Raw genomic sequence first — 20,469 nt, 5'->3', positions numbered from 1 at the left:
TGCAGATCAAAACTTGTACTTCACCCCCGCACTGATGAAGCGTCCGGCCGCGCCCGCGTAGTCGAGCGGGTTGTAGCCCGTTGCGCCATACGTGAGCGGATCGAGCGGGGCGATCTTGTCGAACAGGTTTTGTATCGTTGCAAACACTTCCAGCTTGGGCGTGGCCAGCCAGCGGGCCGTCAGGTCCACCGTGGTGAACGAGGCGATGCGGCAGCCGCGCGGCGCGTCCGTGCCATCGGCGAAATGCGTGGCGCAGCCGTCCGGGTCATTCTTGAACAGCACGTTGTCGAGGTGGGCGCGGTAGTTGACGTTGGCCGTGACCCGCCAGTTCTGGCGTTCCCAGGTGGCGCCCAGGTTCACCCTGTCCGCTGGCGTGCCCATGCAGTTGGACACGTCGCAATTGCCATGCGTGCCGGCAAAATCGCTCTGCGTGCCGTCCTGTTCCGTGCGCAGCCATTTGTACAGGTGCGTCCACTTCAAGTCGAAGGTCAGGTTGCCATAGCCGCTGTTGAGGTTGAAGCGCTGGCGCGCGTCGATATCGATGCCGCGCACCGTCGTTTGCGCCGAATTCACATAATTGGCCAGCACGGCCGTGATGGCGCCCGGGTCGCCGGCGATGCCGGTGGCCGTCGACGGGTCGCGCGCCACGTGGCCTTCGGCGATGGCGGTGTCCGTTTGCTCCTGGTTGATTTCATTCTTGCGGCGGATTTGCCACAGATCGACGGAAATGCTGGTGCGCGGCAGCGGGTCCCATACGGCGCCCACCGAATAGCTGCGCGAACGTTCGGGCGACAGCTTGGGATTGGGCGAGGTGATGACGGCGATGGAAGCCGGATCGCAAGCCGCTTCCACGCCCAGAGCGCAGCGCAGCGGATCGCTGGCGGTGGAGAACGCGGCCAGGCCGCCGACGCCGTTTTCCGCCGCGCTGGGGGCGCGGAAGCCCTTGGCGAAGGTGCCGCGCAGGGCCAGTTCGCGCACGGGCGTCCATTTCACGCCCACTTTGGGCGTATAGGAATTGCCCACGTCGGTGAAATGGTCGGCGCGCAGGGCGCCCGACAGCTCCACGCTCTTCAGCACGGGCGCCAGCACCTCGGCATAGAGGGCCGAGGCGTTGCGGCTGCCCTTGTAGGCGGAGTAGCCCAGGCCGATGATATTGCCGCGCTCCGTGCCCGCGGTGGGTTTGAGTTCCGTCGATTCGTGGCGGAATTCCGCACCCACGGCCACGCCCAGGCCGCCGCCGTCAAGCTTGGCCACCTCGCGGCTGGCCTTGAAGTCGATTTGCGCGATATGCGTCTTGGCGTCGTTCGAGATGCGCGGCGACAGGGCCGCGTACAGCTCGCGCGAATTGAGGCCCGCGTTTTCCGCGATGCGCCACAGGCTGCCGGCCGGCAGGGCCGCATACGCGGGGTTCAGGCTGGCCCGCTCCACATTGGTGGCGGTCGGGTTGAGCAGGGCGAAGGCCACGTCGCGCTGCAGGTAGCCGTCCAGGTCGTTCGAGACCTTGTTCTGCGAGTACAGCAGGGCGCTGTCGATATCCCAGCCCGCCACGGCGCCCTTGATGCCGGCCACGAAGCGGGTAAACGTGGAATCGACTTCCGACAGGCGCGGCCCCACGTCGGCCGCCAGGTAGCGCAGCCGCGCCGCCGTGCCGAAATACGGATTGTCCGGGTGGGCGGCGCCCAGCGACACGCCCGCATTGCTGACGGGGCCGCCCGGGTAGCCCACCGAGCCGCTGACCGTCGAGGGTGTGGTGGCAGAGTGCGATTCGCTGTGATACAGATTCAGCTCGGCATACGTCTGCAGGGCCGGCGTCAGTTGCCAGGCGCCACGGCCGAAGAAATTGATGTTTTTTTGCCTGGGCTGGATCTGGCCGTACTGCTGCGCGGCATCGGTCAGGCAGCCGCCGCCCGGGTCGCCCTGCGGGTGCGTCGTGAAGTTGCCGCAGGCGGCGCCGGGGAAGGTGCGCGTAAAGCCCACGCCGGCCAGGTTGCCGCGGTTGTAGTAGTCGAGCGTGTCGGGATTGCGCACATTGCCGTTGACGGCGCTGCCGGCCGCGTTGTTGGTGGTGATGGCGCCCGCGCCGCTGAGCGTCTCTTGCGCGCTGAAACCCAGGTCGCGCAAGTCGCTGCGCCCGACGGCGCTCCGCCCGGCCCGGTCGCGGTTCCAGATGGCGGCCTTTTCGCTGTATTCGAGGTTCAGCAGCACGTTGTAGCGGTCGCTGTCGATGTCGCCGAAGCCGTGGGTGATGGCGGCGCGCGCGTCGCGCCCGTCCCAGTCCTTCGTCTTGCCGTAATTGCCCTTGATGGCCGTGCCCTGGTAGTCACGTCGCAGGATCACGTTGACGACGCCGGCGATGGCGTCCGAGCCGTAGATGGCCGAGGCGCCATCCTTGAGGATTTCCACCCGTTCCACCGCTTCCAGGGGAATGATGTTCAGGTCGGCAAACACTTTCTGGCCATCGTCGGCCAGGCCATACGGCGCGACGCGGCGGCCATTCAGCAGCACTAGGGTCGAAGCCGTGCCCAGGCCACGCAGCGACACGCCGGAGGCGCCGGCGGCAAAGCCGTTGCCGAAAGTGGTGGGCACGGAGCCCTGGTTGTCGACGGCCAGGGTTTGCAGCAGTTCTGCCACGCTGGACTTGCCTGACTTTTCAATGTCGGCCGCATTCAGGGTTTGCACGGCCGAAGCCGTTTCCGCCTGCGCGCGGCGGATGTTCGAGCCGGTGATTTCCACGCGGGCAATGGGCGCCGCTTCCTGTGCCAGGACGGGCAGGGCGAGCAGGGCGCTGGCCAGGGCCAGGCCGATGCGTGGCGGTGAAAAGGATGGATGGGCGGTTTTTTTGTAGATCATGCGATTCTCCGGAAGGTCAGACAGAAAAAGGTGAGGTGCACCTTGGAGTCTTGGCCGTGCGGCCCGGCCGGGATTCGATCTACATCAGGAGTGCGCTGCTTCCCTTCGTCAAATCGGGCTGGCGTGGCGTGCGCGCCACGGCGGCCACAGCGTTGGTGAGCCGCCGCTGCGCATCAACACCGCGCAACTTTTTTTGCTTTTTGACGTATTTTTCAGTGTAAAAGGGCGGCAACATGCGGCTTTTCCGACAAATACGCTTGCCAACCCTTGCAATTTAGGTTTATAGTCGTTCATCACTTACGGATAAATCGCATGTTCGCTCGCCACTTTTTTACCGCTTACTTTTACTTTAGCAATTCCAGCCCAAAGGCGGTGGAGTAGCGGTCGGTTCACGTAGCAGCAAAACGAGATCCCAGCAAATTCTAAAAAACCGCCACTGATGGCGGTTTTTTTTTACCCAGATGTTTTACCCATCCTTAAATTTTGGAGAAAATGATGCCCCGCACCGATGATTTGCGCATTCGCGAAATGAAGGAACTGACACCGCCGTCCCACCTGATCCGCGAATTCGCCTGCTCGGAGCAAGCCGAACAGACCGCCGCCAGCGCCCGTATTGCCCTGCACCGTATTCTGCATGGCCAGGACGATCGCCTGATGGTGGTGATCGGGCCTTGCTCCATCCACGACACCAAGGCGGCGATGGAATATGCGCGTCTGCTGGTCAAAGAGCGCGCGCGTTTCGCCGGCGAACTGGAAATCGTCATGCGCGTCTACTTCGAGAAGCCGCGCACCACGGTGGGCTGGAAGGGTCTGATCAACGATCCGTACATGGACAACAGCTTCCGCATCAACGACGGCTTGCGCATGGCGCGCGAGCTGTTGCGCGATATCAATGAGCTGGGCTTGCCGGCCGGCACGGAGTTCCTCGACGTCATCAGCCCGCAATACATCGCCGACCTGATCAGCTGGGGCGCCATCGGCGCGCGCACGACGGAGTCGCAGGTGCACCGCGAGCTGGCGTCGGGACTGTCCTGTCCGGTCGGATTCAAGAATGGCACGGACGGCAATGTGAAAATCGCCGTGGAAGCCATCAAGGCCGCCTCGCAGCCGCACCATTTCCTTTCCGTCACGAAGGGCGGGCACTCGGCCATCGTCTCGACCAACGGCAACGAGGATTGCCATATCATCTTGCGCGGCGGAAAAACCCCGAACTATGATGCGGCCAGCGTGGGCGAGGCATGCAAGGCCATCGCCGCGCAAGGCCTGGCGGCGCGCCTGATGATCGATGCCTCGCATGCGAACAGCTCGAAAAAACCGGAAAACCAGATCCCCGTGTGCGCCGACATCGCCAGCCAGGTGGCAGGCGGCGATGGGCGCATCGTCGGCGTGATGGTGGAGTCGCACCTGGTGGCGGGGCGCCAGGATCTGATCCCGGGCAAGGAATTGGTCTATGGCCAGTCCGTCACGGACGGTTGCATCGACTGGAGCGCCAGCGTGGCCGTGCTGGAAAACCTGGCGCAAGCCGTCAAGCAGCGCCGCTTGCAGGGCGACGCGGAGTAACGTGGCACGCAGCATGAAAAAAAGCCCGGAAAGCTAAGCTTTCCGGGCTTTTCAGTTTTCAGCTCACGGTGAGCTTAGAACTTGTAGGAACCGCTCAGGTAGAACTGGCGGCCCAGGGCGCTCGAGTACGATGGGTTGTAGCCCACTTGATGCGAACCCGTGTTACGCAGGGTGAACGGCGGATTGCGGTCGAACAGGTTCAGGATGCCGCCCGTGATTTCCACGTTCTTCAGCGGACGGTAAGCCGTCTGGAAGTCGAAGGTGGTGTAGCTCGGCACTTCCAGCTGGATGCCATAGCATTCGCCAGGGCTGCCGGCGACGATCACGGCGCAGTCTTTGACCGTCTGTTCCTTGTCCGTATAGCCGTTGCGGTAGCTGGCGCTCAGCGTATGCGTGAACTTGGCCGTCTCATACGTGCTGGTGGCGCGGATGATGTTGCGGAAGCTGACCTTGTCGTTCGAACCGTAGCGATTCAGGCTGGTTTCCCATTGATCGTTGGTGCCTGGCGTCGTGTAGCGCGAGCGCAGCAGATAGGTACCCATCAGGCGGCTCGTCAGACGGCCGTCCAGCAGCTTCATCTTGTGGGTGAAGTCGTAGTCGATACCGCGGTTTTCCACTTTGCCGATGTTGATTGGCAGCAGTTTGACGGCCAGCACGTCCTTGCCCGTCGAGGTGATGTGCTTGGTGGTGAACAGATCGGCATACTTGGATGGATTGTTGAAGATCAAACCTTCGGAAACCGCAGTCACCTGATCGTTGATCTGCACATTCCACAGGTCGAACGACATCGACAGGCTGTCGATCGGCTCGAACACGGTGCCGATGCTCCATTGCTTCGACGTTTCCGGTTTCAGGTCCGGATTGCCGCCCTGGAAGGCTTCGAACTGCTGGCGTCCGACGCCGCTGCAGTAGCTGGCCAGCGGGTGACCGCCCATGCCATTCGCCGCCGTCAATGGGCATTGGTAGTTACCGCCCGTGACGCCCCAGTCTTCCAGTGGACCAGCGATTTCCTGCATGCTGGCGGCGCGGAAGCCGGTGCCGGCAGCGGCGCGGAACATCAGGCTTTTGGTCGCGGAATACTTGCCGCTGACTTTCCAGGTGGTGGCGTTTTCTTTCTTGCCTACCGTCTTGCCCGTCAACTTGTCGTCGATGGCGCCGATCTGGTCATAACGCAGCGAGCCGGTCATTTCCAGTTTTTTCGAGATCGGCAGCATCAGCTCGGCGTAGGCGCCGGCATTGTCGCGCGCGTATTCACTGTCGACTTGTGCATTGTCAAACAGGATCTGCGCCTGCTTGGCGACGTCGGCCTGCTTCACCTTGTACGAGGTGTTGCGGTAGTCGGCGCCCACACCCAGCATGGCGGTGCCGCCTGGCAGCGAGAACACAGGACGCGAAGCGCGGCCGTCGATGCCCTTCATTTCCACGGTTTGCGTGTTGTACGTGCCGCTGAAACCCGTGCCCATCAGTGCCTGACGCATGGCGTCCGGCATGGAACCCACAGGGTAGGCGAACGGGTCGATATTGCCGGCGGCGACTTGCGCGTCGAATTTGTCGGCCAGCGGGAAGCCGCTGACGTATTTCTGCGTCTGCTTGTTTTTCGAGTACGTCACGGCCGAGTTGATGTCCCAGCCGAATGCATTGCCATCGACGCCGGCGACGATGTGGGTGGCCTTGGTGCCGTAGTCGTACACGCGGTTGCCCATTTCCGACAGGCGGTATTTGGCGACGGCGCCCGTGGCGTTGGCCAGTTGCGCAGGCGTCAGGTTCGGCGCCAGATATTTGTTGAACAGCGGCGAGCCGACATCGACGGAGAAATCGGCCGGGTACGGCGCGATGCTGGCGATGATGCGCGCTTCCGTATAGGCCAGGTCATAGAAGCCCTGGAAGCCGGTCTTGCCCAGCTTGACGGTACCCGAGCTGAACAGCGAGTCGCGCTTCGATTCGGGATTGATTTCGATGGTCGATGGCGAATCGAAGTAGCAATTGCCGTCGCCGTAGAAATCCATGTTGCTGGCGGCGCATTTGCCGCCATGGGCCAGCGCGTACGGATTCAGATTGACGTTGTCGACGAAGGGCTTGTTGGTCTCTGGATCGATGACCACCTTGCCGTTCGCATCGGTACGGTTGTAATCGACCGTGGCATTGCCTGGTGCCGAGCGCGAGGAACCGTTGATGAATTGCAGTGCCTTGCCGGTCTTCGGATCGTTGAAATTGATGATGCCGCTTTTCGCGAAGCTGCGTTGCGATGCTTTCAGCGATTTTTGTTCGTCATGGCTGGCCGACACGAAGATGCTGTAGCCGTCTTCGTCGATGTCGCCGAAGCCCTTGCTGATCGAAATCGAATTGCTGGCCCCGCCTTTTTCTTCAGGACGCGAATACTTGGCATTGATTTCCAGCGGCGAGGTGCCTTTTTTCAGGATGAAGTTGACCACGCCGGCGATGGCGTCGGCGCCGTACAGGGCCGAGGCGCCGTCCGTCAGCACTTCCACGCGCTCGATGGCGGCCAGTGGAATCGAGTTCAAGTCGATGGTGGTGCCCGAATTGGATGGCGCAAGACGGCGGCCATTCAGCAGCACCAGCGTGTAGGCTGAGCCAATATCGTGGATCGAGGCCGTGGTGACGCCGCCGCCGCCACCGCCCACCGAATCGGCGGCCACGGAGAAGCCCTGCATTGCAGGAATTTGCTGGATGAAATCGGTAACCGTGGTAACGCCGGTTTTCTTGATGTCTTTCTGGTTGAACGACTGCACCGGCAGCGACGCTTCGGAAGCGATGCGCTTGATGCTCGAACCCGTGACTTCCACGCGCTGCATGGTGCCATCTGTTGTTTCTTGCGCATACGCGGCGTGCATGCTCAGGGCCATGCCGCCTGCAAACATCAGGCGCAGCGACCGCGACATTACATTTTCTATCATCATCTGAAATTCCTTGTTATTGTGATAAAGGCGGCAATTATTTTGAAATAACTTGTTGCTTGCCAACAATTTATTTGCCTTTTTGAAAATCCACCAATGAAAATTCTGTAAATTTTCCGGGCCCTCATCAAAACATTCACCATTCAGATTGTCAATTTCGTGCGGACTTTTTGGACGAAATGCAACATTTCCCTGTTTTTTTTGTAATCCTTCAGCAATAAAGTATCGGGAACCCTTGTCAGCCTTGCTCAGATGGGTAAAATAAAACGGCGCACATCATCGCTGATGGCGCCGCTTTTCTGTTGCTGGCAAGCTGTTGCCCGCGCTGCCTGTTTTATCTGTTGACCTGAAAATTTCCCTTAAAACGTATAGCTGCCGCGCAAGTAGTAGGCGCGCCCGATCGGGTCCGTGTAGCGCGGGTCATAGCCTTTCTGGAACAGGGTGCCCTGGTTCGAGAACGGCGGTTCCTTGTCGAACAGGTTTTTCACGCCGGCCGTCAGCAGCAAGCCTTTCCACACATAGCTGCCCGAGACGTTCAGCAGGCTGTACGACGGCACATCGTGGCGGAACTGCGGATCCACCTGGTTCTGGTCCGTGTAGCCGGACTTGAACGATTGCGACACGGTGGCGCCCCAGTTGCCCATGCGCCAGTTCAGCGCGGCCGTATGTTTCCAGCGGAATACGGGATTGTTGTCCGCATAGCGGCCCACGTTGGCGATGAATTCACCGCCGCGCTCGTTCTGGTAGTCATACTTGTGGGTCCAGGTGCCGTCCACCGACACGCTGAAGTCGCCGTAGGCGCCGCGCCCCAGGCGGGCATTCAGGCTGACGTCGATGCCGTCTGTCTTCACTTCGCCGAGGTTGTCGTTCAAGTCCAGGATGGCGTAAGGGGAGCCATCGGGATTGCGCAGGAACAAGGCCTTGTATTTTTCGTAGTTGCCGTAGATCGATTGCTCGGGCAGCGACGAAATCTTGTCCTTCAGGTGGATGTTCCAGTAATCGATGGCCACCGTCACTTCCTTGACGGGCTCGAGCACGAGGCCGAAGGCGAAGGTGGTGGATTTTTCCGGCTTCAGCTTTTCATTGCCGCCTTGTAGCTTGAATTGCTGCAAGTCGCAATCGCGCAGGGGATTGGCGCCCGGCTGCGGCACGCCGCCCGGGCACAGGATGGGGTCGTCGTAGGAATCGTTGGTATCGTTCTTCGACGGCGGCGCATTCTTTTCAAACAGGGTGGGGGCGCGGAAACCCGTGCTGGCCGAGCCGCGCAGCACCAGCGCGCTGCTGGCCTGGTAGCGCAAGGCCAGCTTGGGATTGGTGGTGCTGCCGACATCGCTGTAGTGGTCGAAGCGGGCCGCCAGTTGCACTTCCAAGTCCTTGATCAGCGGCAGGTTGACTTCGCCGAAGACGGCTTCGATGTCGCGCGAACCGTTCTTCGATAGCGAGCCGGACAGGCCGGAACTGGTGGCCTGGCTGGCGATGTCGCGGTTGACGTTGAATTCCGCCTTTTCGCGCCGCAGCTCGCCACCCAGTGCGATGGCCAGCGGGCCGCCGGCCAGCTGCATCAGCTCGCGGCTACCCTTGATGTCGAAGCCCGTCGTGGTGACCTTGGCGTTCTGCACTTCGCCGCGCAGGGCGGTGCTGTCCAGGTAAGCCTTGCCGGCCGTATCCTGCATGCCGAACGGGTTCAGGATGCCGTTCAGCACGCCGGCGGCGAACGAGGCATCCTGCACATAGCCACCCGTAAATTTCTCGGACGACTTGCTGATGGCGTGGCTCAGGCCCGTCTTGTAGTCCCAGCCGGCCAGTTCGCCTTCGAGCGCCACCACCAGGCGGTCCGCCTTGCCATCGGAATCGATTTGCCGCTGGCCCGCTTCCACGGGACGCCAGTTGACGCTCAGCGGCTGGCCCGACAGGCCAGGCTGGGCCGGCACGCCGCCCGCATTGCCCGGATAGTATTTGCTCGTATTGGGCAGGATCAGGCCCGTTTGCGGTGGTGGCGCCGTGCGTGCCTTGACCTTGTTTTCCGAATGCAAGTATTCCACAGTGGCCAGGTGGCCGCCACCGAGCTTGAAGGCGCCCTTGCCGAAGAAGGCCACCTGCTCCTGCGCCGGCAGGTCGTCGATCTGGCGCGTGTAGTCTTGGCGGCAGGTGCCGTTGGCCGCCGCCACGGACAGGGGCGGATTGCAGCCCGTGGCCGCGTAGGGATTGCCGGCCAGGCCCTTGCCGCCGTTGGCGGCCGCATCGAAGTAATTGCCGGGGAAGGTGGTGCCGCTGGTCAGCGACAGGCCGCGCGAGGGAATGATGCCCGTCGCCGAGAAGGCGCGGTCCTGCGAGGTCAGCACATTCTGCTTGTGGTAGTCGACCACGCCGAAAATATTGTAGCCATCGGTGTCGAGCTTGCCGAAGCCCGTCGACAGGTTGATGCGGTGTTCGCCGCCGCCCTTGTGCTCGGGCGCGACCGCTTCGGCGGTGATGTTGGTGACGTTGACCGAACGCTTGGTGATGAAGTTGATGACGCCGCCGATGGCATCCGTGCCGTAGATGGCCGAGGCGCCGTCGCGCAGCACTTCGACGCGTTCCAGGGCGGCAATCGGGATGATGTTCAGGTCGACGCTGGCGCCGTCATACGGGTGGTTCGCGATGCGCCGGCCATTGAGCAGCACCAATGTCTTGTCGCCGCCCAGGCCGCGCAAGTCGGCGCTGGCCTGGCCGCCCGTGGGCAAGCCGCTGGTGTTGCCGCCAACGGCATTGCCGCTGCCCATGCTGGAGGCGTTCGAGGGAATCTTGCTGAGCACTTCCTGCGCCGTTGTCAAACCCTGCTTGGCGAAATCTTCGGCCTTGAAGATGGAGAGGGGAGTGGCGGTTTCCGAGACGAGGCGCTTGATGGAGGAGCCGGTGACTTCGACGCGCTGCATGCCGGCGGTGTCGCCGCCGTCCTGTGCCAGTGCCGGCTGGCTGAGAAAACCGGCGGCAAGCCCGCTGGCGCAGATCAAACGGATGGAACGGGACAGGCATATTTCTCTAATCATGTTCAAGACTCCTGATAAAGCGGTTGGCTAAAAGGTCAAGAACGGTCGCGCGGGTAAGCACGTCCGAGAATATTGAAAAGTGAAATGATTTATCTCTTTTCAATTGATCGAATGTAATGATCGGCAAAACTCTTTGTCAACACTGCTCTGTACTTTGTGTATTTAAACAACGGCGTGCCCCCTGGCATGTTGATTTAAAACAAATCTTCCCCGTTTTGTGGTGGATTTCTCCAGCGAAACTATCTTTTGCTGCGTAGCGCCTGTCGCGGCGCCGAATGCTGTGCCGCAGCGTAGATGGCCGTGCCTCGCTTCTTTTATGCAAGACAAGCTGGCGTGACGCGGCGCAGCAAAATGGCGCCTGGCGCGGCTTCGCCGTGGCGTACTTTGGATTTTTCTTGGTCGGCAAGGGGGAACTGCGTTATCGTTACGCGTTTTTCAGGCAGTCGGGACGGCTGCCTCGATGGCTGACAACAAGGCATAGATCTTGCGAGGATGGACTGGTTTTGGCGGTGGAATCCTGTATCCCAGGGGGAAGCCAGTACAAGCGCACCAATACGGTGCGACAGATAATCGAGATGAAGGGTATTACATGAAGTCACCATGGATGCGGCGCGTGGCGCTGCTCGCCTGCCTGGCCACCCTGCCGCTGGCCGCCGTTGCTGCGGATGCCAACCCTGCCCCTGCGGCCACGCCGGTCAAAACCTTGCGCTATATCTTGCCGGCAGCCGAGACGGGCTTCGATCCGGCCACCGCGCGCGACCTGTATTCGAACCACATCACGCAGGCCGTCTTCGACACCCTGTACACCTATGATTACCTGGCGCGTCCCGTCAAGGTGGTGCCCGGCGCGGCCGCCGCCATGCCGGAGGTGTCGGCCGACGGCAAGACCTATACCATCCGCCTGAAGAAAGGCATCCTGTACACGCCGGACGCCGCGTTCGGCGGCAAGCGCCGCGAACTGACGATGGCCGATTACGTGTATTCGTGGAAGCGGCTGTTCGACCCGCGCCTGGCGTCGCCGCACAGCTGGCTGTTCGAGGGCAAGGTGGTGGGCCTGGACGATCTGGCGAAGGACGCGGCCAAGACGAACAAGCTCGACTACAGCAAGAAGGTGGCTGGCCTGGAAATCCTCGACCCGTACACCTTGCGCATCACGCTGACCAAGACGGATTTCAATTTCCCCATGATCCTCGCCTACGTGCCGACGGCCGCCGTGGCGCGCGAAGTGGTGGAAAAATACGGCGACGTGAAGGGCGAAGTGGGCTCGAATCCCGTCGGCACCGGTTATTACACGCTCGGTGAATGGACGCGCGGCAACCGCATCGTCCTGAACCGCAATCCGCAGCACTTGCCCGAGACGTGGAATTTCATGGCCGGCGACGACCCGGACGACCAGCGCATCGTGCGCCAGATGCAGGGTAAACGCATTCCCGCCATCGACCGCATCGAAATTTCCGTGATGATCGAAGACCAGTCGCGCTGGCTGTCTTTCCAGAGCGGCGGCACGGACGTGTTCTGGCTCGACGGCCCGCTGGCGCCGAAAGCGCTGCTCAACGGCAAGCTGCGCCCGGAACTGGCGGAAAAGGGCGTGCAACTGTCGCGCCTGCTTGACCCGGAAATCAGCTACTACTACTGGAATATGGAAGACCCCACCCTCGGTGGTTTCAGCAAGGAAAAGATCGCCCTGCGCCGTGCCATTGCCATGGCGCACAATATCGATGAGGAAATTCGCATCATCTGGAATGGCCAGGCCAAGCGCCTCGACTATCCGATCCCGCCGGGCGTCGTCGGCTACGACCCGCACTACAAGAGCCTGCTGCAATATGATCCCGTGCTGGCCAATAAATTGCTCGATAAGTTTGGCTACAAGAAGGGCGCCGATGGCTGGCGCACCTTACCGGACGGCAAGCCGCTGCTGATCCGCTACGCTTCGCGCAACGAAGCCAATGGCGTGCTGCAGGCGGAAATGTGGCGCAAGACCTACAACTCGCTGGGCATCCGCATGGAAAACGACCGCATGATCTTTTCCGATATTTTAAAAACGGAAAAGCAGTGCAAGATGCAGACGCGCACGGCGCCGTGGCTGGCCGACTATCCGGACGGCGACAACTTCATGCAGCTGTTCTACGGCCCGAACACGCACCAGAACAACAACGGCTGCTACCAGGACCCCGAGTACGATAAATGGTACGCGGCCAGCCAGGCCATGCCGGCCAGCCCCGAGCGCGACGAGCTGTTCCACAAGATGGCGCGCCGCCTGGAAGTGAACGCGGGCGCCCTGATCGGCTATGCGCGCTACCGCAACATGCTGGCGCAAAAGACGGTGCAAGGCTACAAGAAGCACCCGATCCTGTTCCAGGAATGGGCGTATATGGATATCGACAGCACGGGCGCGCCCGTGGCGCCTGCGGCTGACTCGGCTAAAAAATAAGCGCGGCCGCTTTTAACACCATATACGACAAGGAATCATTATGTTTGCTTATATCCTGCGCCGCCTGTGGCAGATGCTGCCCACCATGCTGGGCGTCGTCCTGCTGGTGTTTATCCTGTTCAACTGGGTGGGCGGCGATCCCGCCTACATCCTGGCCGGCAAGATGTCCAGTGCGGAAAGCATCGCCAACATCCGCCGCCAGCTGGGCGTCGACCAGCCGTATTACGTGCAGCTGTGGATCTTCATCAAGCAGATCGTCACGTTTGATTTCGGCCAGAGCTGGGCGACCGGCGAGTCCGTGTCGCACATCATCACCTCGCGCCTGGGCCCGTCGATGATGGTGCTGATCCCGCTGACCGTGCTGGAAACGTTTTTTGGCGTGGCGCTGGCGCTGGCAATCGCCTTCGTGCGTGGCTCGCTGACGGACCGCGCCGTCATGATCGCCTGCACGGTGGGCATGTCGATTTCCATCCTCGTCTACATCATCGTCTTCCAGTACGGCTTCGCTTATAAACTGGGCCTGTTCCCCGTGCAGGGCTGGGGCGACAGTTTCTGGGAAAACCTGCTGCGCTATTCCACCTTGCCGATCCTGATCGGCCTGGCCGTATCGATCGCGCCGACCCTGCGCCTGTTCCGCACCTTCGTGCTGGACGAGGCGAACCAGGATTACGTGCGCACGGCGCGCGCCAAGGGCTTGAAGGAAGGCCGCATCATGTGGGTCCACGTGCTGCGCAACGCCGGCATCCCTATCATCACCTATGTGATGTCGAACTTGCCGGCCCTGCTGATCGGCGCGTTCCTGCTGGAACGTTTCTTTGGCATCCCCGGCATCGGGCGTGAAGTGATCCTGGCCGTCGAGCGCAGCGACTTTCCGGTGATCAAGGCGATCACCGTGTATGTCGCCGCCGCCACCATGCTCTTCAACCTGCTCACCGACCTGCTGTACCAGGCGGTCGATCCTCGCGTACAACTGAAGTAGAAAGAGACGATGTCGAAACCTCATACATCGCCCGGCCTGTGGGCCCTGGCGTGGCGCCGTTTGCGCGGCGACAAGATTGCAATGGTATCGCTGGCCGTGGTCGGCGCCTTTTTCCTGCTGGTGCTGGCCTCCGCCAGCGGCCTGGTGGCGGCGAACTGGGAAGATGAAGTGGCCGTCAGCTACGCGCCGCCCACCTTCGTCGGCGCCGACAAGGATGCTGCCGCGGCCGGCGACGGCGCCATTCCCCTGACGGACGAGCGCAGCGCGCCGACATCCGTCAACGTGCTCGACCCGCTGGCCGACGATATCGCCGAACTGCGCGCCCAGATGGGCAGTAACCCTTCGGCTGGCGTGGAAATGTACGGCGTCACCGACCCGCTGGCCGACGACTTGACAGCCTTGCGCGCCGGCATGGGCAAGGCCAAGAAACTCGTCACGCACAAGGCGGCGACACTGCCGTTCGGCGCCGACAAGTGGGGCCACGACATCCTGCAGAAAACCATCAAGGGCGGCGAGACGTCGATCGTCGTGGGCCTGGTGGCGGCCTTGCTGGCCGTCGTGCTGGGCACGCTCTTTGGCGCCGTGTCCGGCTACTTCGGCGGCATCGTCGACGACTTCTTCAACTGGTTCTACAGCATCTTCACGTCGATTCCATCGATCCTGATGATCCTGACCGTGGCGGCCGTGCTGCAGCAGAAAGGCGTGCTGACCATCGTGCTGATCCTGGGCTTGACGGGCTGGACGGGGCCGTACCGCTTGATCCGCGCCGAATACATCAAGCACAAGGCGCGCGAATACGTGATGGCGGCCGACGCCATCGGCGCCTCGCACTGGCGCAAGATGTTCTCGCACATCTTCCCCAACGTCAGCCACGTGGCCTTGGTGCAAATGTCGATCCTCGTGGTGGGCTTCATCAAGGCGGAAGTGATCCTGAGTTTCCTCGGCTTTGGTGTGCCGGTGGGCACCGTCTCGTGGGGCAGCATGCTCAACGAGGCACAAAATGAACTGATCCTGGGCAAATGGTGGCAGTTGACGGCCGCCGCCACGGCGATGGCCGTGCTGGTGACGGCGTTCTCGCTGTTTACCGATGCCTTGCGCGATGCGCTCGACCCCAAAGTGAAATAGGAGTTGCTCATGGACCAGAATAACCTGTTGGAAGTGCGCGACCTGCGCGTCACCTTCCGCCTGGACAAGAAGACCACGTTCGAAGCCGTCAAGGGCATCTCGTTCAACGTGCCGCGCAACAGCACCGTGGCGCTGGTGGGCGAATCGGGCAGCGGCAAGTCCGTCAGCTCGCTGGCCGTGATGGGCTTGTTGCCGCCAGATAACACCATCATAGCCCCCGGATCGACCATCCATTTCGGCGGGCGCGACCTGCTGCAACTGTCGATCGCCGAGCGGCGCACCATGTGCGGCAAGGATATCTCGATGATCTTTCAGGAGCCGATGTCGTCCCTGAACCCCGTCTTCACGGTGGGTTTCCAGATCGCCGAAGTGTTGCGCCAGCACATGGGCATGAACCGCAAGCAAGCGCGCGCACGCACCCTGGCGCTGCTCGAGGAAGTGGGTATTCCCGATCCGGCCACCAAGATCGACGCCTACCCGAGCCAGATGTCGGGCGGCCAGCAGCAGCGCGTGATGATCGCCATGGCGATCGCCTGCGAACCGAAACTCCTGATCGCCGACGAACCGACGACGGCGCTGGACGTGACGATCCAGAAGCAGATCATGGACCTGATCGCGGCGCTGCAAAAGAAGCATCAGATGTCCGTGCTCTTCATCACCCACGACCTGGGCCTGGTGGGAGAGATCGCCGACCAGGTGATCGTCATGCGCCACGGCGAAGTGCGCGAGACGGGCGAGGTGCGCCAGGTGTTCGAGGCGCCGCAAGACAGTTATACCAAGGCGCTGCTGCATTGCCGTCCGTCCCTGGATGAGCGTCCGTGGCGCCTGCCCGTCATCGCCGATTATATGGAAGGCAAGGCCGGCCCCGGCGTGGAAGTCAAACAGCGCACGCGCGGCTATACGCCGGGCGACGAGCCCGTGCTGGTGGTCAATAATTTAAGTAAAAGCTTTTATACGCGCGAGGGCTTGTTCGGCAAGCGCGAGTTCCAGGCCGTCAAGGACGTGTCGTTCACTTTGCCACGCGGAAAAACGCTGGGTGTGGTGGGCGAATCCGGTTCCGGCAAGACGACGGTGGGCTTGACCCTGCTGCGCCTGCACCAGGCGACGGGCGGCACGGCCATGTTCCACGGCAAGGACCTGATCGCCATGCCGAACAAGGAGTATCTGCCGTACAAACGCCGCATCCAGATCATCTTCCAGAATCCGTATGCCTCGCTCAATCCCCGCTTCACGGTGGGACAGATTTTGCTGGAGCCGATGCGCATCCACAAGATCGGCGCGACCGACCAGGAACGCATTGCCAAGGCTTACTGGCTGCTGGACAAGGTGGGTCTGCCGGAACAGGCTTTTCACCGCTATCCGCACGAGTTTTCCGGCGGCCAACGCCAGCGCATCGCGATTGCCCGCTGCCTGACCATGCAGCCGGAAATCCTCGTCTGCGACGAATCCGTGTCGGCGCTCGACGTGTCGGTGCAGGCGCAGGTGCTCAATCTGCTGCAGGACTTGCAGGATGAATTCGGCCTGTCCTACATCTTCATTTCGCACGACTTGTCCGTCGTCAAATACATCGCCGACCAGGTGATGGTGATGCACAAGGGGCAAGTGGTGGAGCTGGCCGATTCGGATGAGCTGTACCGCAATCCGGTGCATCCGTACACGCGCACCCTATTGAGCGCCATACCGAAGGGCGTGCAGTTGTAGGGGGCTTTTTACGGTAAGATAGCGGCCATGCCCAACCTCATTTATCTGCTCGAACATTACGGTGTCCTGATTGTCTTTGGCATCGTGCTGGTGGAGCAGCTCGGCTTGCCGATTCCCGCCTTTCCCATCCTCGTGGTGGCGGGGGCGCTGGCCGTCGATGGCGACATGAATGGGGGGCTGGTGCTGGCCGCCGCGCTGGGCGCTTGCCTGATCAGCGACTTCACGTGGTTCCGCGCGGGCCGGCATTTCGGCAAGCGCATCCTGCGGCTGCTGTGCCGCATCTCGCTGTCGCCCGATTACTGCGTCAGCCAGACGGAAGACAAATTCAAGCGCTGGGGCCCGAAAGCCTTGATCGTTTCCAAGTTCGTGCCGGGATTCAATACCGTGGCCGCTCCCATGTCGGGTGCGCTGGGCACGCCGCCGGGCTTGTTCTTCCTGTACGCGGGCCTGGGCGCCTTGCTGTGGAGCGGCACGGGCATTGTCGTCGGCGTGATTTTCCATGCCAGCGTGCAGCAGGTGCTCGACTTGCTCAGCACCATGGGCAGCACGGCCTTGCTGATGCTGGCGACCTTGCTGGGCCTGTTCCTGCTGTATAAATTCCTTGAACGCCGGCGTTTCCGCCAAGCCTTGCAGATCGAGCGCATCGGCATCGATGAATTGCTTGAACTCATAGAGCAGGGCGAGGAGCCGTTGATGGTCGATGCCCGCAGCGCCACGGCGCAGGCGCTGGAGCCGGCCGTACCGGGCGCCTTGTTCTTCAATGGCAAGGAACCGGTGCCGGCCATGATCGCCATGGACAAGGACCGCCACATCATCGTGTATTGCAGCTGTCCCAACGACGTGACGGCCGCGCAGGTGGCCAAGCTGCTGCACCAGCACGGCTTTCACCGGGCCAAGCCCCTGCATGGCGGCCTCGATGCGTGGAATGCCGCCTACCGCTCGGACCAGCCGGCGCCCGCCAGTCTGCTGGGCGAAGGCTTGCCCTCCTGATTCCGCCGCCTCCGGCGCGCCAGGCGGGCAGTGAAAGACCGCCTTGAAAACCGGTAGTAATAATACGAAAACACCATCGCCGGGTTGCTGCGAAGGCAGCGCCACACGCGTGCCGCCGCGTCCCGGGCGGCTTTGCGCAAACTCCGGCATACTCTGCTTTCAAGGCGATTCCTGCTGCTGTGCAGCATGCTTTTCACGCGTCTAATGGGTGCGAGTGCTTACTATAAATCATTGTTTTTGAGCAATTTCGGCACCGCCTGTTGCATTTGGAGTGGAACTACCAATAAAGGTCTGATTTGATGTACTTAAACTACAAACTTTGCTTGCCTCCGGGCGCATTCATCCTTTAAGCTTGGCGTCCCATGCGTCCCACTTCATCATTTAAAATCATGAGCGCTTCGTCTTCTCCCGTACTGCCGACTTCCGCCTTCGCCGATGGACCGCGCCTGCTGGCCGACGTGGGTGGCACCAATGCCCGTTTCGCCCTGGAAGTGGCCGCTGGCCACATCACCCTGGTGGAAGTGCTGCCCTGTGCCGATTACCCGAGCCTGTCCGTCGCCCTGCAAGCCTACCTGGCCTTGCCGCACATCGTTGCCGCCGGCGGGCAAGCCGTGCGCCATGCGGTGATCGCCATCGCCAATCCCGTCGACGGCGATTTCCTCAGCATGACGAACCATCACTGGTCGTTCTCGATCCGCGCCATGCGCGAAGAGTGCGGTTTCACGACCCTGGACGTGGTCAACGATTTCACGGCCCTGGCGCGCGCCTTGCCGCAGCTGTCTAACGAGCAAAAGCACCAGGTGGGCGCGGGCACGGCCCGTCCGAACACGGCCATCGGCCTGATCGGCGCCGGCACGGGCCTGGGCGTGTCGGGCCTGATTCCATCGCACGGCGGCTGGATCGCCCTGCAAAGCGAAGGCGGCCACGTCAGCTTTGCGCCGTTCAATGAAGTGGAAGTGAGCATTCTGCAATTCGCCTGGCGCGAATACGAGCACGTCTCGGCCGAGCGCCTGATTTCCGGCGATGGCCTGGAACTGATCTACCGCGCCCTGGCCGACCGCGCGGGCGTGCCGGCGGAAGACTTGCCGGCGGCGGAAATCACGCGCCGCGCGCTGGCCGGCGAATCCCAGCTGTGCGACGACGTCATCGAAGCGTTCTGCTGCATGCTCGGCACCGTGGCGGGCAACGTCGCCGTCACCCTGGGCGCGCTGGGCGGCATTTATATCGGCGGCGGCATCGTGCCACGCCTGGGCGCGCGTTTCGACCGCTCCGGCTTCCGCGCCCGCTTCGAGCGCAAGGGCCGCTTCGCCAATTACGTGTCGCAAGTGCCGACCTTCGTCATCACGGCGCAGTACCCAGCTTTCCTGGGCGCATCGGCCATCCTCTCGGAGAAACTCGCCTCCCTGTGATGCGGGAGCGGGCGATATGTCGCGCCAGGGCCGGGTAAAACGCGTGTTTTGCCCGGTTTTGCGCTTTTCCGCTTTTTATCAGGTACAATTGGCATCGTTGGATGAAACGACGACTGTCGCTCCCCTGTCTGGCTGGTCCGCCGCCACAGGAGAAGCAGCTGCTCCGGAGATCGTTTCATTGCTGGTTATTTAAGGCCAGCACCATGGATCGCAGAACTTTCACTGCATCCGCATCAGTCCCGCTTTGCGCGCACCGGCCAAGGCGTCGGAAAACAGCCTCAACTTGTAACCCCAGCACGGCGTCGTCATCGATGTCTGCCACCCGTTACGTTGAAATGAACGTTTTGATTTCTTTCTCTGCACACGAATTGCAACACACATCCGCACAGAATTGCTATGAATACAATTGAGGCTAAAAAAGTCCTCGAAACCGCGTTGCTGTGCGCTCGTGAGTCGCTGACGATCCACAGCCTGAAAAAGCTGTTCGTCGATGCGGACGAGAACGGTCGCGTGCGCGGCGTCGGCGTCGGCGCCGACACGATCAAGCAATTGCTGGAAGAGTTGCGGCAAGAGTGGGAAGGGCGCGGCATCGAGATCGTTAGCCTGGCCTCGGGCTGGCGTTTTCAAAGCCGCCCGGAAATGAAGATGTATCTGGACCGTTTGACGCCCGAGCGGCCGCCCAAGTATTCGCGGGCGACCCTGGAAACCCTGGCCATCATCGCCTACCGCCAGCCGGTGACGCGCGGCGATATCGAGGAGATTCGCGGCGTTGCCGTCAATTCGCAGACGATCAAGATGCTGGAAGATCGTGGCTGGGTTGATGCCATCGGTTACCGCGACGTGGTGGGACGGCCGGCCTTGCTGGCCACCACCAAGCAGTTTTTGGATGACCTGGGTTTGCATTCGCTGTCCCAGCTGCCGCCGTTGCAGCAAATCAGCGAAATGCAGGGCAATGGGCTCGAAGCCCTGGAAGCGGCCCTGCAAGAAAATTTTGACAAGGCAAGCAATGAGCTTGTCCCCCAGCTTGGTGCAGGTAGCAATACGGCTGTGACAGATGTAGATGTGACAGCAAGCCTTGATGCCGGCCCCGATGCTTCGCCCACGGACGAAGCCTACACTCACGACCCTGCGCCAGAACTAACGGTTGACGCTGCGCCAGGTCAGCACAGCCAAGAAACGAAGAATGAATAATCCGAACACACCCGAGACAGTAACCGCCAGCGACGAAGCCATCGTTGCCAAGCCCAAGCGCCGTACCAAGGCTCAGATCGAAGCCGATACGGCCGCTGCCGCCGCTGCCGGCGACAGCGTCGCCGCCAAGCCGAAGCGCCGCACGAAAGCCGACGTGGCTGCTGACGCGCCCGTTGCCGTCGCCGCCGATGCTGCGCCTGCCGCCAAGAAAACCCGCGCCAAGCCAGCCTTGAAGGCCGTGGCCGACGCCGCCGAAGCGGCTGCCGAGGCGGTCGCCGCCCCGGCACCG

At 61.7% G+C, this 20,469-nt stretch carries 12 protein-coding genes and 1 pseudogene; 9 read left to right on the top strand and 4 right to left on the bottom strand.

Going from position 1 to position 20,469, the window contains the following annotated elements:
• Positions 1-6 precede the first annotated feature (6 nt).
• Both GCN78_RS22875 and GCN78_RS29435 read right to left on the bottom strand, forming a co-directional pair.
• The gene (locus tag GCN78_RS22875) at positions 7-2,850 is read right to left on the bottom strand and encodes a TonB-dependent receptor (protein WP_152253753.1); all 2,844 of its coding nucleotides are present in this window, start codon (positions 2,848-2,850) and stop codon (positions 7-9) included.
• Positions 2,851-2,929: 79 nt separating this feature from the next.
• The gene (locus GCN78_RS29435) at positions 2,930-3,085 is read right to left on the bottom strand and encodes a hypothetical protein (RefSeq protein WP_193316834.1); all 156 of its coding nucleotides are present in this window, start codon (positions 3,083-3,085) and stop codon (positions 2,930-2,932) included.
• A 260-nt stretch (positions 3,086-3,345) separates the two neighbouring features.
• On the opposite strand from GCN78_RS29435, the gene aroG reads away from it, so the two are divergent.
• A complete protein-coding gene (aroG, locus tag GCN78_RS22870; RefSeq protein WP_319633145.1) occupies positions 3,346-4,410 on the top strand; it encodes a 3-deoxy-7-phosphoheptulonate synthase AroG in 1,065 nt (354 codons plus the stop codon).
• Positions 4,411-4,484: 74 nt separating this feature from the next.
• Here aroG and GCN78_RS22865 read toward each other — a convergent pair whose 3' ends face one another.
• Complete coding sequence (locus tag GCN78_RS22865; protein ID WP_193316833.1) at positions 4,485-7,310, bottom strand: TonB-dependent receptor; 2,826 nt, start codon at positions 7,308-7,310, stop codon at positions 4,485-4,487.
• A gap of 374 nt (positions 7,311-7,684) precedes the next feature.
• On the bottom strand, positions 7,685-10,354 hold the full coding sequence (locus tag GCN78_RS22860; RefSeq protein ID WP_152253750.1) for a TonB-dependent receptor: 2,670 nt from the start codon (positions 10,352-10,354) through the stop codon (positions 7,685-7,687).
• Positions 10,355-10,943: 589 nt separating this feature from the next.
• Here GCN78_RS22860 and GCN78_RS22855 point away from each other — a divergent pair.
• From GCN78_RS22855 to GCN78_RS22820, 8 genes and pseudogenes are all read left to right on the top strand, one after another.
• On the top strand, positions 10,944-12,785 hold the full coding sequence (locus GCN78_RS22855; RefSeq protein ID WP_226939781.1) for an ABC transporter substrate-binding protein: 1,842 nt from the start codon (positions 10,944-10,946) through the stop codon (positions 12,783-12,785).
• Positions 12,786-12,825: 40 nt separating this feature from the next.
• Entirely contained in the window at positions 12,826-13,764 is a 939-nt protein-coding gene (locus GCN78_RS22850; protein ID WP_034782513.1) for an ABC transporter permease, read from the top strand.
• Between the two features lie 9 nt (positions 13,765-13,773).
• A complete protein-coding gene (locus GCN78_RS22845) occupies positions 13,774-14,889 on the top strand; it encodes an ABC transporter permease (protein ID WP_152253749.1) in 1,116 nt (371 codons plus the stop codon).
• A 9-nt stretch (positions 14,890-14,898) separates the two neighbouring features.
• Positions 14,899-16,590 (top strand): ABC transporter ATP-binding protein, encoded by a 1,692-nt coding sequence (locus GCN78_RS22840; RefSeq protein WP_152253748.1) that lies wholly within the window; start codon positions 14,899-14,901, stop codon positions 16,588-16,590.
• A 27-nt stretch (positions 16,591-16,617) separates the two neighbouring features.
• On the top strand, positions 16,618-17,580 hold the full coding sequence (locus GCN78_RS22835) for a VTT domain-containing protein (protein WP_100875788.1): 963 nt from the start codon (positions 16,618-16,620) through the stop codon (positions 17,578-17,580).
• Positions 17,581-17,969: 389 nt separating this feature from the next.
• Complete coding sequence (locus GCN78_RS22830) at positions 17,970-18,989, top strand: glucokinase (RefSeq protein ID WP_152253747.1); 1,020 nt, start codon at positions 17,970-17,972, stop codon at positions 18,987-18,989.
• A 396-nt stretch (positions 18,990-19,385) separates the two neighbouring features.
• Positions 19,386-20,180 carry an SMC-Scp complex subunit ScpB gene (scpB, locus tag GCN78_RS22825; protein ID WP_070280989.1) on the top strand — a complete coding sequence of 265 codons (795 nt, stop codon included), beginning with the start codon at positions 19,386-19,388 and terminating at the stop codon, positions 20,178-20,180.
• Positions 20,173-20,469, top strand: a pseudogene (locus GCN78_RS22820) (23S rRNA pseudouridylate synthase B); the annotation flags it as partial. The gene scpB and the pseudogene GCN78_RS22820, both read left to right, overlap by 8 nt.

The organism is Janthinobacterium rivuli (assembly GCF_009208735.1).
Classification (GTDB): domain Bacteria; phylum Pseudomonadota; class Gammaproteobacteria; order Burkholderiales; family Burkholderiaceae_D; genus Janthinobacterium.
Note: the sequence above shows the minus strand (reverse complement) of the source record. Positions and strands in the feature narration are given on the sequence as shown.